Raw genomic sequence first — 14189 nt, forward strand, 5'->3', positions numbered from 1 at the left:
CTGCATTGCGCTCAGCCTAGCACAATCCCCGCTCAGGACCTCGCGTAAATCTCCGCCACGCGCTTGATGGCCTCTTCGGGTGGCAATTCTTCGCTAACGCCTGTGCGACGCGAGGTCAGTTCGACCACCCCATTCTTGAGACCGCGTGGGCCGACGGTGATGCGCCAGGGCAGGCCAATCAGGTCCATGGTGGCAAACTTGCCCCCTGCCCGTTCATTGCGGTCGTCATAAAGTGGCTCGAGCCCCAGCAAACCAAGGCTGGAATAGAGCGCCTCACAGGCGGCATCCGCCTCCGCGTCGCCCTGTTTCAGGTTCACGATACCGCAATGATAGGGCGTGACGCCTTCGGGCCAGATGATGCCCTTGTCGTCATGGCTCGCCTCGATGATCGCGCCCATCAGGCGGCTGACGCCGATGCCATGGCTGCCCATATGGACCGGCACCTGTTTGCCGTCAGGGCCCTGCACCACAGCGCCCAAAGGTTCGGAATACTTGGTGCCAAAGTAGAAAATCTGCCCCACCTCGATACCGCGCGCCACGCGACGGCGTCCTTCGGGGATGGCGTTGAACAAGGCCTCGTCGTGGGTCTCGTCGGTGCGGGCGTAAAGGTTGGTGAATTCCTCCATCACGCCAGCGCATTGGGCCACGTCATCATAGTCGATGTCGCGATCGCCAAAGGTCAGATCGGTGACTGCACTGTCATAAAACACCTCGGATTCACCGGTTTCGGCCAGTACGAGGAACTCATGCGTGTCGTCCCCGCCAATGGGTCCGGAATCCGCACGCATCGGGATCGCCTGCAGGCCCATGCGCTCATAGGTGCGCAGATAGGTGACCAGATGGCGGTTGTAGGCGTGCAGCGCATCCTCTTTGGTCAGATCAAAATTATAGCCGTCCTTCATCAGGAACTCGCGGCCACGCATCACGCCAAAGCGGGGGCGGATTTCGTCGCGGAATTTCCACTGGATCTGATACATGGTCAGCGGCAGATCCTTGTAGCTGCCCACATGCGCGCGGAAGATGTCGGTGATCAACTCTTCGGCGGTGGGAGTGAACAGCATGTCGCGCCCGCCCCGGTCCTTAATGCGCAGCATCTCGTCGCCATAAGCATCATAACGACCACTCTCGCGCCAAAGGTCCGCAGACTGGATGGTGGGCATCAGCATCGCCATATGGCCTGCGCGCGCCTGCTCTTCGTGCACGATGTTTTCCAGCTTGCGCAACACCTTGAAGCCCATCGGCAGCCAGGAATAGATGCCCGCGCTCGCCTGCTTGATCATGCCGGCACGCAACATCAGACGGTGGCTGACGATCTGCGCCTCGCTGGGGTTTTCCTTCAGAACGGGCAGAAAATAACGGCTCAGACGCACGAGGACCTCTCCTTTTCAATTCGCTCCTGATTAGGACAAAGGACAAAGACCCGCAACGTCCCTTCTCTGATTGAGAAATATCCCGGGGAGGTGCGCCAGCGCCGGGGCAGAGCCCCTCATGAAAAAGCGTGCGCGCAAGCGCTCCGTTTGACAGCAGCCAATCACGGCAAAGCACTTGCAGCATCCGTCAAAACCCCGCATTTGTAAGCCATCACCAATCGCTCGGAGACCAGCATGGCCCTGCCAGTGCGCGAACAGCTGAAATATTGGGGGGCCGCGGCGGTGGTCTTTTTCGTGCTGCTCTACGCGCTTGGGGACCAGTTGCTGCCGTTCTTTCTGGGCGCGGCCATTGCCTATTTCCTGGACCCCGTCGCGGACTGGCTCGAGGCCCATGGATGCAGCCGGGGGCTTGCAACAGCCATAATCACCATCAGCGCCATCATCGTGTTTGTTCTGCTCGTCCTTCTGGTGATCCCGAACCTCGTCCAACAAGCGGTCGCTCTATTCAACGCCGCCCCCGAAATCGCCCGCAACATCGGCACCTTCCTTGCCGAACGCTTTCCCAGCCTGCTGGATGAAGGCTCCACCGTGCGCAAATCGCTCGACGGATTGGGCCAGACCATTTCCGAACGGGGTGGCGCGCTGCTCAACTCCGCGCTCACCTCTGCGGCAAGCCTGATCAACGTTATCGTCCTGTTCGTGATCGTGCCGGTCGTGGCCGTCTACATGCTGCTTGACTGGGACCGGATGGTGGCCCGCGTCGACCAGCTTTTGCCGCGCGACCATGCCCCGGTGATCCGCCGTCTCGCGTCAGAGATCGACGCAACTCTCGCAGGCTTCATCCGCGGCATGGGCACCGTCTGCCTCTTGCTTGGCACCTATTATGCCGTCGCGCTCATGCTGGTGGGGCTGCAATTCGGGCTGGTTGTGGGCTTTGTCGCGGGCCTTCTCACCTTCATCCCTTACGTGGGCGCCCTTGTGGGTGGCGCGCTGGCCCTTGGGCTGGCGCTGTTCCAGTTCTGGGGGGAATGGGGCTGGATCGCGGCCGTGGGCATCATCTTCATGATCGGTCAAGTGGCCGAGGGCAACGTGTTGACTCCGAAACTGGTGGGCGAAAGCGTCGGGTTGCACCCTGTCTGGCTGATCCTTGCCCTGACCGTGTTTGGTGCGCTCTTTGGCTTTGTCGGCATGTTGGTCGCGGTGCCACTGGCCGCCTCACTGGGTGTCTTTGTGCGCTTCCTGATCGAACGCTATCAGGACAGCCGCCTCTATCAGGGCCTCGAAGCGGTGGACCGCAACGGGGTCGACGACTGATCATGGCCACGCAACTGGGATTGGACCTGCCTGCCCGCGCAGCGCTCGGGCGCGACGACTTCATGGTCGCCCCCTCCAACGCACTTGCGCTGGCGATGATCGACAACTGGACCAGTTGGCCCCTGAACAAACTGGTGCTCAGCGGACCGGACGGGTCAGGAAAGACCCACCTCACCCATGTCTGGGCCGCCGCAAGTGGCGCGCAGATCATCGCGGCGCGCGATCTGAACCCCCACATGATCGAGGCCAGCGGCCCCGTTGCCATCGAGGATGTGCCGGATATCGCAGGCGACATGGCTGCACAAACCGCCCTTTTCCACCTGCACAACCTGCAACATGCGGCAAACCAGCCCCTGCTGATGACCGGCACGCTGCCCCCGTCGCTTTGGCGCATGTCCCTGCCCGACCTGCAAAGCCGCATTGACGCCGCAGGCCACGCCGCGCTCGATGCTCCCGACGACAAGCTGCTGGCCGCCGTGCTGGCCAAACTGTTCAACGACCGCCAACTGACGCCGCGCCCGGACGTGATCCCTTATCTCGTCACCCATATGGAGCGCAGCTTTGACGCAGCAGGGCGCATCGTGACGGCGCTTGATGCCACCAGCCTTGCGCGCAAGAAACCCGTCACCCGGGCGCTGGCGGCAGAGCTGCTGGACAAGGGCACCGCGCCTGGGGGATAACCGTCATCTAACCTTCACATGTGAGCGCCATATCCCTGCCATGACAGATGCAGATTTCCTTGCCTCGCCATTCCCGGTCGCCACTGACCTGCCCGAGCTGGACACCAGCGGGCCGGGTCGGTTCTTCAACCGTGAACTCAGCTGGCTGGGGTTCAACTGGCGGGTGCTGGAAGAGGCCGAGAACCCGCGCGTGCCGCTGCTCGAACGGCTGCGGTTCCTGTCGATCTCGGCCCAGAACCTTGACGAATTCTACACCGTGCGCGTCGCGGGCCTGCGCGAACTGGCCATTGCAGGCAACACCACGCCCGCCGCTGACGGGCTGTCCCCTGCCGAACAGCTGGTGCTGATCAACGAAAACGCCCGCAACCTGTTGACCCAGCAACAGAGGGTCCTTGTGGACCTGCACGAACAAATGGACGCCGAAGGCATCAACGTCCTCACCCCGGAGGAGCTGACCAAAGAGGACATCGCCCATCTCGAAGAGGTGTTTCTCGCCGAGGTCTTTGCGGTTCTGTCCCCGCTGGCCATCGACCCAGCACACCCGTTCCCCTTCATCCCCAACACAGGCTACGCACTGGCCCTGCAGATGGAGCGCAAGGCCGACAAGCGCACCTTGCAGGCTCTGTTGCCGATCCCGGCGCAGATCGACCGCTTTATCGCCTTGCCCGGGCCCGGCCAGCGATTCCTGCCGCTTGAGGAATTGCTGATCCTGCACATCCCCAACCTGTTTCCCGGCTACAAACTCAAGGCGCATTTCGAATTCCGCGTGCTGCGCGACAGTGACCTGGAAGTCGAGGAAGAGGCCGAAGACCTCGTGCGCGAATTCGAAGTGGCGCTGAAACGCCGCCGTCGCGGCGAAGTGGTGCGCCTGACCCATTCTGCAGGCGCCCCCGAGGCGCTCAAGGCCGTGATCATGGAAGAGCTGGGCGTGCGCGAATCCGAAGTGGTCGAAGTCGATGGCATGCTGGGTCTCTCCGACCTCGGCGCGCTGGTGCTCGACAACCGCCCCGACCTGCTCTGGCCCAGCTTTACGCCCCGCGTGCCCGAACGGGTCAGCGATTTTGAAGGCGATATGCTGGCCGCGATCCGCCAAAAGGACATGCTGCTGCATCACCCTTACGAAACCTTCGACATGGTGGTCCGCTTTCTGCAGCAGGCAGCGCGCGACCCAGATGTCGTAGCGATCAAGCAGACGCTTTATCGCACCTCGAAAAACTCGCCCATCGTCGAAGCCCTGTGCGAAGCAGCCGAGGACGGCAAGTCCGTCACCGCGCTGGTCGAACTCAAGGCCCGCTTTGACGAGGCCGCCAACATCCGCCAATCCCGCCGTCTGGAACGGGCAGGCGCGCATGTGGTCTACGGGTTCATCGATCTGAAAACCCACGCAAAAATCAGCACCGTGGTACGGCGTGAGGGCAAGAAACTGGTGACCTACACCCATTACGGCACCGGCAATTATCACCCGATCACCGCCCGCATCTACACGGATGTGTCCCTGTTCACCTGCGATCCGGTGCTGGGGCGGGATGCCACCAAAGTGTTCAACTACCTGTCGGGATACGCCCCGCCCGAAGGCCTCGCCAATCTCGCCATTTCGCCGACGACGCTGAAGCCGCGCCTGCTGGAAATGATCGCTGCCGAGGCCGAGCATGCGGCCAAGGGCAAGCCTGCGGAAATCTGGGCCAAGATGAATTCGCTGATCGATGACGAGGTGATCGACGCGCTTTATGCCGCCGGGCAAGCCGGGGTCAAGATCAGCCTCGTGATCCGGGGCATCTGCGGATTGCGCCCCGGAATCAAAGGCTTCTCCGAGAATATTCGTGTGAAATCCATCGTCGGCCGCTTCCTTGAACACTCGCGCATCGTCTGTTTCGGCAATGGCCACGGGCTGCCGTCGAAAAAGGCGCGCGTGTTCATCTCAAGCGCGGACTGGATGGGGCGCAACCTCAACCGGCGGGTCGAAACCCTGGTCGAAATCGAAAACGCAACCGTCAAGGCCCAGATCGTGAGCCAGGTAATGGCCGCCAACCTCGCCGATGTGGCCCAAAGCTGGGTGATGGCGCCTGACGGCTCATTCACCAGACCCGAATTGCCCGAAGGCACATTCGCTTTCAACTGCCACCGCTTTTTCATGGAAAACCCGTCACTGTCGGGTCGCGGTTCGGCGGGAGCGTCGGACGTGCCCAAACTGACCCACACCGAAGACTGAAAGCGCATCAGCCGGGGTCGGCGGGCGGGCGTCTTTCGGCGCAGCCGAAACAGAGCCGCCCACCGACGCACGCGCATTGACCCGAAGGGCGCGCTGGTCCATCACTGACCAAGGCACGGCACCACGGGGGCTTCCATGAACGCTTTGGTCGAACCGCATCACGACGGGGGCCTCTTTGGCCGTCCGCTGTTCGAAGACCCATCCGCCCGCGCGCTGGCGCGTGTCGGGGTTGTGGATGTGGGGTCGAACTCGGTCCGTCTGGTGGTCTTTGACGGTGCCGCGCGCAGCCCGGCCTATTTCTACAATGAAAAGATCATGTGTGCCCTGGGGGCGGGTATGTCCGACACCGGGCATCTGAACCCCACGGGCCGTGTCCGCGCGCTTGGGGCGTTGCGCCGGTTCAAGCATCTCGCCATGGGCATGGGCCTGTCTGATCTGACGGTTGTGGCCACCGCCGCGGTGCGCGACTCCAGCGACGGGCCGGATTTTTGTGCGGACGTGGAACGCGAAACAGGCCTGTATGTGCGGATCATCGACGGGCGGGAAGAGGCGCGCCTGTCCGCCCAAGGGGTCCTCTTGGGCTGGCCCGGGTCTTACGGGCTGGTCTGCGACATTGGTGGATCGTCCATGGAACTGGCCGAAATTTCGGGCGGTATCGTGGGGCGGCGTGAAACCTCGGACCTTGGCCCGCTCAAGCTGCAGACGGTCAAGGGCGGCAAAAAGGGGCGCACCGCCCATATCAAAGCCACGATGGAGCGGCTGGAGGCCGCCATGGGTGCGCAGCGCGACCGCCTGTTTCTGGTGGGCGGGTCGTGGCGGGCCATCTGCAAGGTCGACATGCACCGACGCGGCTATCCGCTGCAGGTGCTGCACGAATACCGCATGACCCCAAAAGCTGTGCGCCAGACCGCCAAATTTATCGCCAAGCACGAAGATCACGAGGCCCTGCGCGCCGCCTGCGGCATCTCTTCCACCCGGATGGCGCTGGTGCCGCTCGCCGCCGAAGTGCTGATGCGGCTGGTCAAGACGTTCAAACCCAAGGACATCGCCATTTCCAGCTATGGCATCCGCGAAGGCATGCTGTACGAACAGATGCCTCAGCGCCTGCGCGACCGCGACCCGCTGGTCGAGGCCTGCCGCTTTGCCGAGGCCAAGGACGCGCGCATGCCGGGCTTTGGTAAGCTGCTCTATGCCTTCATCGAGCCAATCTTCAAATCCGCCCCACCGGCGCGCAAACGACTGATCAAGGCCGCATGCCTGTTGCATGATGTCAGTTGGCGCGCCCATCCCGACTATCGCGCAGAGGTCTGTTTTGACAACGCCACCCGCGCGAACCTGGGTGGTCTCAAACACGCTGAGCGTATCTTTCTCGGCCTCGCCTTGCTACACCGCTACACCAACAAGCGCGAAGGCACCCATTTCGAGGGGCTCTACGAACTGGTTGACGACAAGACCAAGCTGGAAGCCGAAGTGCTCGGCAAGGCCATGCGCTTTGGCGCGATGCTGTGGATGGACAAGGATGCCAAGCTGGGCGAATTCCGCTGGTTCCCGAAAAAGCGTCAGCTGGAACTGCACCTTGCCCGGGATGCCATGCCGCTGTTCGGTGAAGTGGCAGAAGCGCGGCTGAACTCGCTGGCCGACTCGCTTCAGGCCGAGGTCACAGTCAAACAGCGCAAGCGCTAGGCGCAGGACACCTGCGCCTTACGGGCCCGGTGATCAAAGCTCGATCTGACCGTCGCTGTCCGGTTCCGGCAGCGGATCTTCTTGCGGGGGTTTGCGCCGAATGATGATGTCACCATTGTCCAGCATCTCGGGCGGCTCGTAGACGCTCCAGTCTTCGACCTCGTCCAGCAGGTCACGCAAGGCAGGGCCCATCTGGGCGGTAAAGTCGCGCAGGGCCGGGCCAAACTCTTCGGCGAGCCCCTGCAGGTCTTCCAGCGCCGGTTCCATCTCGCGCATCAGCCCTTCCATCAGCATCTGCGCGCCGCGTTCCATCAGCGACAGGCTGTCCTCTTCCCCTTGCGCATAGGCAGGGGGCGCGAGCCCGAGCGATACAATCAGGATCAGACGTTTCATGCCCTTAATATGGGCCTTCACAGCGCAATATCCAAGCTGACCGGAAAATGATCCGACGCAGTGACCAGCGCGTCGCGCAACATCGGTTGCGCCCAGCACTCCGGATCGTCAAGTGGATGCCAGATCCGCCACCTCCCGTCGCGCGCGGCCAAATCGGGCGAGACCATGATGTAATCCAGCAGCGCCTGCAAAAACCGTTTTTCCTGCCTGATCCAGAACCGGGCGGTGGTGGGCGCTGCCCCGAGGCGGCGTTGCAGGGCAGTGCGGGCATGGGGGTCAAACAGCGTGGTCGCCCCGTCCCCCAGAATGATCTCGACCGACGAGCGGCCAAAAAGGTGTTCGTATTCGTCCAGCCCCGGCCCATCATTCAGATCGCCCATCAGCATCAGCGGCGTGCCCTGATCCAGATGGGCCGCGATACGGGCGCGCAGCCAGATCGCCTGGGCCAGTTGCTTGCGCCGGTTGGCAATCGAGATGCGCAGCACCTCGTCCCGGTTTGTCGCGCCATGAGGCGCCTTGGATTTCAGGTGCGCTCCGATCATGCGGAATTGAAAGCCTGCCGCCGTCTCAATCGCCAGTTCAAGCGGCGGTTTGGAGAACACGACGCGGTCCTGCGTCGCATCAATGTCGAGATCAATGGCAAAGGCGTCGTCAAATGCTGGCGCGCCCGCATGGGTCTGCGGGTCATGGCGCGCGCGCATCACATCCGGATCGTAAAGTAGCGCAATTTCCTGCTGCGTGTCGTTGGCAAAGCCGATGATCGCCTTGCGCGCGCGCAGGCCGGCATGGCTGGCAAAGGTCTCAAGCGCGGGCACGGCACTGCGGCTGCGGCTGTCATCGGGGGCCTCGATCACCATCACCGCATCTGCATCCAAAGCGCGAAAGACGACCCCAAGTGCCGCGATCTGATCGGCCCGCGTCACGTCATGGCGCGACGACCACCCGCCATCATCCAGCAGGCTGCCATCATCGGCAAACAGGCTGTTCATCCACTCGATGTTATAGGTGGCGATGCGCATCAGGTGGCGCTGGCCCGGATGTCTTCCCAGGCGCGGTTGATGTCGATCATACGTTTTTCGGCCAGCCGGACCGCCTCTTCGGGCACACCGCGGGCCATCATTGCATCCGGGTGGTTTTCACGCACCAGCTTGCGCCAGATGGCGCGCATGTCCTCAAGATCCATATCCGGTGTGACCCCCAGAACCGAATAGGGATCAGGCACCGCGTCCGGCACAAAACGCGCGCGCAGGCCGCGAAACTCGACATCCGGAATCCCGAAAATCTGCGCCACCTGCTCCAGAAAGGCATCCTCGTTTGGGTGGTAGAACCCATCCGCCATGGCGATGTGGAACAACCCCTCCATCAGATCGGTCAGGGTTTCGGGCTGTTCAGAGAACATGGAATGGATGCGCGTTGCGTATTCCTCGAACCCCGCCACGTCCTGGCGGGCCAGGTTGAACACCCGCGCCGCCCCCGCCTCGTCCTGTGCCGCGATGTGAAAGACGTCGCGAAAGGCGGTGACCTCGTCGCGGGTCACGTGTCCGTCGGCCTTGGCCATCTTGGCCCCCAGCGCGATCACGGCGATGGCAAATGCGACGCTGCGCTCTGGTGGCGCGCGCAAACGGTCAAAGATCGCCGTCAGACCCTCGCCCGCGGACAGGGCGGCCAGCGCGTCGGATATACGGGTCCAAAGTGACATGAGCCAAGCTTATAGGCCAAGCCGGGGCCGCATGTTAGCCAAGATTGGGGTCTCAGAGCAGCTTTTGCATCAGGATCAGGTCGAGCCACTGCCCGCCCTTGCGGCCGACCTCGGGCATCTGCGCGACCGTGTCAAAGCCCATCGCGGCGTGAAAGGCGATGGCGTTGGGATTCGCGCTGCTGACGGCACCGATCATCGCGTGATGCCCTTCGCTGCGCCCATGATCGAGCAAGGCCTGCATCAGCCTGCGCCCGTCCCCCCGCCCTTGGGCAGAGGGATCAAGCAGGATCGAATGCTCCATCGTCGCCGCATATCCCGGGCCCGACCGGAACGGGCTGTAAGTGGCAAAGCCGCCCTTGTCCGGCAGCACCAGAAAGGGGCGCGTCGCGATCATTTTCGCTACGTCGTCCGGCGTTTTGGGCTCGGTCGTGAAGGTAAACAGAGTGTCGGTGATCATCGCCGTCCACAGGGCAGCAATCCAGCCTGCATCCGATGTCTCTGCCCTCCGGATCACAGCGTGCGCTGCCCATGTGGCGTGTCAAAGACGGCCTGCATCGCCACGGAGCCGGTCTCAAAAGCAACACGCGGGTCGTCCAGATGGCGGGTCAGCGCATCGGCAAGGCGTTCGGCCTCTGGATGCACCAGCGTCAGACGCCTGAGGCGTATGCCGGTCGGGGCAAGCCGCGTGGCGGGATGCACGATCCCGGCGGGCCACTGCAACAGCGCAGGCCAAAGGTTGTCAAAGGGCGTCGTTCCCTGATCCGAGACCGCCATGTGCCAATGCAATGCACCGCGCGTGACCTTGACCGGTGCGCCGCACCCGTCAGGCATTTTGGACAGTTCCTTGTCCAGATCATCGACCGCGCAGGCCCAGTTGGACAGGCGAGCAGGGCCTTCAAAGCGGTCCAGATCGTACCAGCACGGACGTGCAGGCGGTGGTGCGTCCGGGTCGGGCGCGATCGCTTCGAGATACAGGCCGTCTTCCAGCCCCATCAACGCGTTATGCGTGTGAAACACCGAATGCTGCCCGCCCGGTTGCATAGGCAGGCCCAAGGCATTTTCGATATGACCCTGTGCCTCGGCCAGCGTTATGGCGCCGACGACAAGATGGTCGAAGATCACCGCCTAAACCTTTGTCTTTTCGAGGATCGTCAGGATTTCCTGCGCCGCCGTCGGGATGTTCGTTCCCGGGCCAAAGATCGCCTTGACCCCTGCATCATAGAGGAATTGGTAGTCCTGTTGCGGGATCACCCCGCCGCAGATGACGATGATCTCTTCGGCCCCCGCGTCCTTGAGCGCCTGCACCAGTTGTGGCGCGAGCGTCTTGTGCCCGGCAGCCTGCGACGAGATGCCGACCACATGCACGTCATTGTCGACCGCATCCTGCGCCGCCTCTGCCGGGGTCTGGAACAGAGGGCCGACATCCACGTCAAAGCCAATATCGGCAAAGGCGGTCGCGATCACCTTGGCGCCGCGATCATGGCCGTCTTGCCCCATCTTGACGACCAGCATGCGCGGACGGCGCCCCTCGATCTCGGCAAAGGCCTCGACAGATTTCTGGATCGCGGCGAACCCTTCGTCGCCTTCATAGGCGGCACCATAGACGCCAGCGAGGGTTTTGACCTCGGCCCGATGACGGCCAAACGTTTTCTCCATTGCCATGCTGATCTCTCCGACTGTTGCGCGGGCGCGGGCGGCATTGACCGCCAATTCGAGCAGGTTGCCGCTGGCCTCTGCCCCTTGTGTGAGGGCATCAAGGGCGGCCTGACAGGCTGCCTCGTCCCGCTCGGCACGGATGCGGTTCAGGCGCTTGATCTGGGCGTCGCGCACCGCGGCGTTGTCGATGTCGAGGATGTCGATCGGGTCTTCTTTCTCGAGGCGGAATTTGTTCACGCCCACGATCACCTCGTCGCCCTTGTCGATCAGCGCCTGCCTTGTCGCGGCCGCCTCTTCGATCCGCAGCTTGGGCATGCCCGAGGCGACAGCCTTGGTCATACCGCCCATTTCCTCGACCTCTTCGATCAGCTTCCAGGCTTCTGTCGCAAGATCGTGGGTCAGCTTTTCGACGTAATAGCTGCCCGCGAGCGGGTCGACCACGTTGGTGACACCCGTCTCGTTCTGCAGGATCAGCTGCGTGTTGCGCGCGATGCGAGATGAAAATTGTGTAGGCAAAGCAATGGCTTCGTCAAAGGAGTTCGTGTGAAGGGATTGCGTCCCCCCAAGCACCGCCGCCATCGCCTCATAAGCGGTGCGCACCACGTTGTTGTAAGGGTCCTGTTCCTGCAAGCTGACGCCGGATGTCTGGCAATGGGTGCGCAGCATCGAGGATTTGGGGTTCTTGGGTTCGAACTCCGCCATGATCTTGTGCCACAGCAGACGGGCGGCGCGCAGCTTGGCCGCCTCCATGAAAAAGTTCATGCCGATGGCAAAAAAGAAGCTGAGGCGTCCGGCAAAGGCATCCACATCCATACCCCGCGCGATGGCCGCACGCACATATTCGCGCCCATCGGCAAGGGTAAAGGCCAACTCCTGCACAAGGTTCGCACCCGCCTCTTGCATGTGATAGCCCGAGATGCTGATCGAGTTGAACCGGGGCATCTCGGCAGAGGTATACTCGATGATATCCGCGATGATCCGCATGCTGGGTTCAGGCGGATAGATATAGGTGTTGCGCACCATGAATTCCTTGAGGATGTCGTTCTGGATGGTGCCAGACAGGGCGGCGCGGTCGACGCCCTGTTCCTCTCCGGTGACGATGAAATTCGCAAGGATTGGTATAACTGCGCCGTTCATCGTCATGGAAACGCTGACTTTTTCCAACGGGATACCGTCGAACAGGATCTTCATATCCTCAACGGAATCAATGGCGACACCCGCCTTGCCCACATCGCCCTGAACCCGGTCATGATCGCTGTCATAGCCACGGTGCGTCGCCAGATCGAAAGCGACAGAGACGCCCTGTTGGCCCGCGTCCAGCGCGCGGCGATAAAAGGCGTTGGATTCCTCGGCCGTGGAAAAGCCCGCATATTGGCGGATTGTCCAGGGGCGGCCGGCATACATCGTGGCCTTGACGCCGCGGGTGAACGGGGCTTCGCCGGGAATGGTGCCCAGATGGTCGACACCATCGAGGTCTTCTTCGGTATAGATCGGGGCGACGTCGATGCCCTCAAGTGTCTTCCACGTCAGATCGTCCGGGCTTTTACCGCGCAGTTCGCCTTCAGCGAGGCTGCGCCATGCGCCTTTCTTCGATGTCATGTCCTTGTCCTCTGTGATGCGGACCATGTGGCGGGGTTTTCCCCGCGCGTGTCTGGTCCAGTTCCTCTGTCAGTGTGGCCAACCCGTCTGCACCGGCCACCAGCCAGTGCATGTCGTCGGCATAAGATTCGCGCAGGGCGGCGCGCCCGGTTGCGTCAAATGGGCTCCAGCGGTCTGGTGTGTTCGGCACGTCGCGCGGATCCTCGCCACGTTCGGCCAGAAGAGCGCGCAACTGGCGGGCATTGGGCGAACGGTTGAGCCATTCGGGCGTTGCATCGCGTGGTGCGACATGGCCGGTGCAGGCGCTCAGCATCAGATCGGGGCGGCCTGCGGACACTTCGAACGGGATCACCTCGATCTGCGCCAGGGGGGCAGCGCAGGACACATCGGCAATCACGTCACGCCATGTGCGCATATGCTGCGATATGGCAGCACACCGGTCCGCATCCAGCAGGGGATGACCGCGCCCGACACCATAGGCGATGGCCGAAGCCCAGTAGTGATCAAGCCCGCGCACCGAGATGACCACCTTGTCCACCCGCTGGTCAAAGGCGCAGATATAGCGCGACATGCGTTCGCCCACATCCGGGTACAAACGCCCCTTGCGCAGATTCAGCCGCACTGAGCCGATCATGTTTTCCTCGCTGACCACCAGCGTCTTGACGCCGTTGTTCTGCGCCTTTTTCATCTGCAACAGGATGCGCCCACGGGCCCGGCGTGCCGCGGCAAGACCCAGACCGGGCGTGGGCTGAATACCCGCAAACAACCCCTTGCGGGTGCGTACAGGCCCCCAGAACCCGACGCCGTCACCGCGCAATTCAACCGCGTGGCGGCGAATATAGGATTGCAGGCTGGTTGTGGCGGTGCGATGCGCTCCGATGTGCAGAATGACTTTCATCTGTGCCCCTTTTGATGCCCTATGGGCCATGTGGCGCGCCGATAGGGTGCGCTCGCGGGGGAAGACTTGCATGCAGACACTTGCAGAGCGATTAAAGCTAAAAATGATGTGACAGGCAGTCGTAATCGGCGAAAAAACCGCTACATAACGAACATCAGGAGAGCACATGAAGTACGTACTACCCGTTGTTATTGCAGGGCTTTTGGGCGGATCACTGGCAGCCGCCGAGGATGGGGAGACCCCTGTTCCTTCGATCTTTATCGAGGGTGATGTGGAAGATTTGAGCCAATTTGTCTGGGAAAAACGCCCCATCATCGTCTTTGCGGACAGTCCGAACGACTCAAGCTTTGGTCTGCAGATGGAGTATCTGAAGGCCCGCGTCGAGGATCTCGAGCAGCGGGATGTGGTGGTTCTGACCGATACTGACCCGTCCGTGCAAAGTGCGCTGCGCACCAAATTGCGCCCGCGCGGGTTCATGATGGTGCTTATTGGCAAGGATGGCGGCGTGAAGCTGCGCAAGCCCTTTCCGTGGGATGTGCGCGAGATTTCCCGCACCATCGACAAAATGCCGATGCGGCAGCGCGAAATCCGCGAACGCCGGGTGAATGACGACAGTTGACCGGCGCGTTTACCCGCCCTTAGGTCTGATCGGCTAGGGGATTGAGACATCTTGTGAAACAGCGCCCGG

Annotated in this window: 13 protein-coding genes; 5 read left to right on the plus strand and 8 right to left on the minus strand. The window is 62.2% G+C overall.

Annotation, left to right across the window (positions count from 1 at the left end):
* Window positions 1-32: 32 nt before the first annotated feature.
* Window positions 33-1370 carry a proline--tRNA ligase gene (proS, locus tag Q1A89_RS15260; protein WP_299730023.1) on the minus strand — a complete coding sequence of 446 codons (1338 nt, stop codon included), beginning with the start codon at window positions 1368-1370 and terminating at the stop codon, window positions 33-35.
* A 234-nt stretch (window positions 1371-1604) separates the two neighbouring features.
* On the opposite strand from proS, the gene Q1A89_RS15265 reads away from it, so the two are divergent.
* The 4 genes from Q1A89_RS15265 to Q1A89_RS15280 all read left to right on the plus strand — a co-directional run bounded on the left by Q1A89_RS15265 (window position 1605) and on the right by Q1A89_RS15280 (window position 7256).
* A complete protein-coding gene (locus Q1A89_RS15265) occupies window positions 1605-2684 on the plus strand; it encodes an AI-2E family transporter (protein ID WP_299730025.1) in 1080 nt (359 codons plus the stop codon).
* Window positions 2685-2686: 2 nt separating this feature from the next.
* Window positions 2687-3364: a DnaA/Hda family protein gene (locus Q1A89_RS15270; protein ID WP_299730027.1), complete on the plus strand. Its 678-nt coding sequence runs from the start codon at window positions 2687-2689 to the stop codon at window positions 3362-3364.
* A 40-nt stretch (window positions 3365-3404) separates the two neighbouring features.
* Entirely contained in the window at window positions 3405-5573 is a 2169-nt protein-coding gene (locus Q1A89_RS15275; RefSeq protein WP_299730030.1) for an RNA degradosome polyphosphate kinase, read from the plus strand.
* Between the two features lie 135 nt (window positions 5574-5708).
* Window positions 5709-7256 (plus strand): Ppx/GppA family phosphatase, encoded by a 1548-nt coding sequence (locus tag Q1A89_RS15280; RefSeq protein ID WP_299730033.1) that lies wholly within the window; start codon window positions 5709-5711, stop codon window positions 7254-7256.
* A 33-nt stretch (window positions 7257-7289) separates the two neighbouring features.
* Here the strand turns inward: Q1A89_RS15280 and Q1A89_RS15285 are convergent, their stop codons facing one another.
* From Q1A89_RS15285 to Q1A89_RS15315, 7 genes are read right to left on the minus strand one after another with little or no spacing between them, the layout of a single operon-like run.
* Window positions 7290-7649 (minus strand): hypothetical protein, encoded by a 360-nt coding sequence (locus Q1A89_RS15285; RefSeq protein WP_299730036.1) that lies wholly within the window; start codon window positions 7647-7649, stop codon window positions 7290-7292.
* 17 nt (window positions 7650-7666) lie between these two features.
* A complete protein-coding gene (locus tag Q1A89_RS15290) occupies window positions 7667-8668 on the minus strand; it encodes an endonuclease/exonuclease/phosphatase family protein (RefSeq protein WP_299730039.1) in 1002 nt (333 codons plus the stop codon).
* Entirely contained in the window at window positions 8668-9348 is a 681-nt protein-coding gene (locus Q1A89_RS15295; protein ID WP_299730042.1) for a molecular chaperone DjiA, read from the minus strand. The genes Q1A89_RS15290 and Q1A89_RS15295 overlap by 1 nt, the downstream gene beginning before the upstream one ends.
* Window positions 9349-9400: 52 nt before the next feature.
* On the minus strand, window positions 9401-9862 hold the full coding sequence (locus Q1A89_RS15300) for a GNAT family N-acetyltransferase (RefSeq protein WP_299730045.1): 462 nt from the start codon (window positions 9860-9862) through the stop codon (window positions 9401-9403).
* Complete coding sequence (locus Q1A89_RS15305; protein WP_299730048.1) at window positions 9859-10470, minus strand: VOC family protein; 612 nt, start codon at window positions 10468-10470, stop codon at window positions 9859-9861. Before Q1A89_RS15305 ends, Q1A89_RS15300 begins: the two co-directional genes overlap by 4 nt.
* A 3-nt stretch (window positions 10471-10473) precedes the next feature.
* The gene (gene scpA, locus Q1A89_RS15310; RefSeq protein WP_299730051.1) at window positions 10474-12603 is read right to left on the minus strand and encodes a methylmalonyl-CoA mutase; all 2130 of its coding nucleotides are present in this window, start codon (window positions 12601-12603) and stop codon (window positions 10474-10476) included.
* Complete coding sequence (locus tag Q1A89_RS15315) at window positions 12566-13501, minus strand: hypothetical protein (RefSeq protein ID WP_299730054.1); 936 nt, start codon at window positions 13499-13501, stop codon at window positions 12566-12568. The genes scpA and Q1A89_RS15315 overlap by 38 nt, the downstream gene beginning before the upstream one ends.
* A 166-nt stretch (window positions 13502-13667) precedes the next feature.
* On the opposite strand from Q1A89_RS15315, the gene Q1A89_RS15320 reads away from it, so the two are divergent.
* Window positions 13668-14120 carry a DUF4174 domain-containing protein gene (locus Q1A89_RS15320; RefSeq protein ID WP_299730057.1) on the plus strand — a complete coding sequence of 151 codons (453 nt, stop codon included), beginning with the start codon at window positions 13668-13670 and terminating at the stop codon, window positions 14118-14120.
* The last annotated feature ends 69 nt before the right edge of the window (window positions 14121-14189 follow it).

This window comes from uncultured Tateyamaria sp. (genome assembly GCF_947503045.1).
Classification (GTDB): Bacteria; Pseudomonadota; Alphaproteobacteria; order Rhodobacterales; family Rhodobacteraceae; genus Tateyamaria.

Coding starts and splice junctions, on each gene's coding strand:
- scpA (WP_299730051.1), bottom strand. CDS start 12,603: ATGACATCGAAGAAAGGCGCATGGCGCAGCCTCGCTGAAGGCGAACTG.
- Q1A89_RS15320 (WP_299730057.1), top strand. CDS start 13,668: ATGAAGTACGTACTACCCGTTGTTATTGCAGGGCTTTTGGGCGGATCA.
- Q1A89_RS15315 (WP_299730054.1), bottom strand. CDS start 13,501: ATGAAAGTCATTCTGCACATCGGAGCGCATCGCACCGCCACAACCAGC.
- Q1A89_RS15265 (WP_299730025.1), top strand. CDS start 1,605: ATGGCCCTGCCAGTGCGCGAACAGCTGAAATATTGGGGGGCCGCGGCG.
- Q1A89_RS15295 (WP_299730042.1), bottom strand. CDS start 9,348: ATGTCACTTTGGACCCGTATATCCGACGCGCTGGCCGCCCTGTCCGCG.
- Q1A89_RS15290 (WP_299730039.1), bottom strand. CDS start 8,668: ATGCGCATCGCCACCTATAACATCGAGTGGATGAACAGCCTGTTTGCC.
- Q1A89_RS15270 (WP_299730027.1), top strand. CDS start 2,687: ATGGCCACGCAACTGGGATTGGACCTGCCTGCCCGCGCAGCGCTCGGG.
- Q1A89_RS15285 (WP_299730036.1), bottom strand. CDS start 7,649: ATGAAACGTCTGATCCTGATTGTATCGCTCGGGCTCGCGCCCCCTGCC.
- Q1A89_RS15280 (WP_299730033.1), top strand. CDS start 5,709: ATGAACGCTTTGGTCGAACCGCATCACGACGGGGGCCTCTTTGGCCGT.
- Q1A89_RS15275 (WP_299730030.1), top strand. CDS start 3,405: ATGACAGATGCAGATTTCCTTGCCTCGCCATTCCCGGTCGCCACTGAC.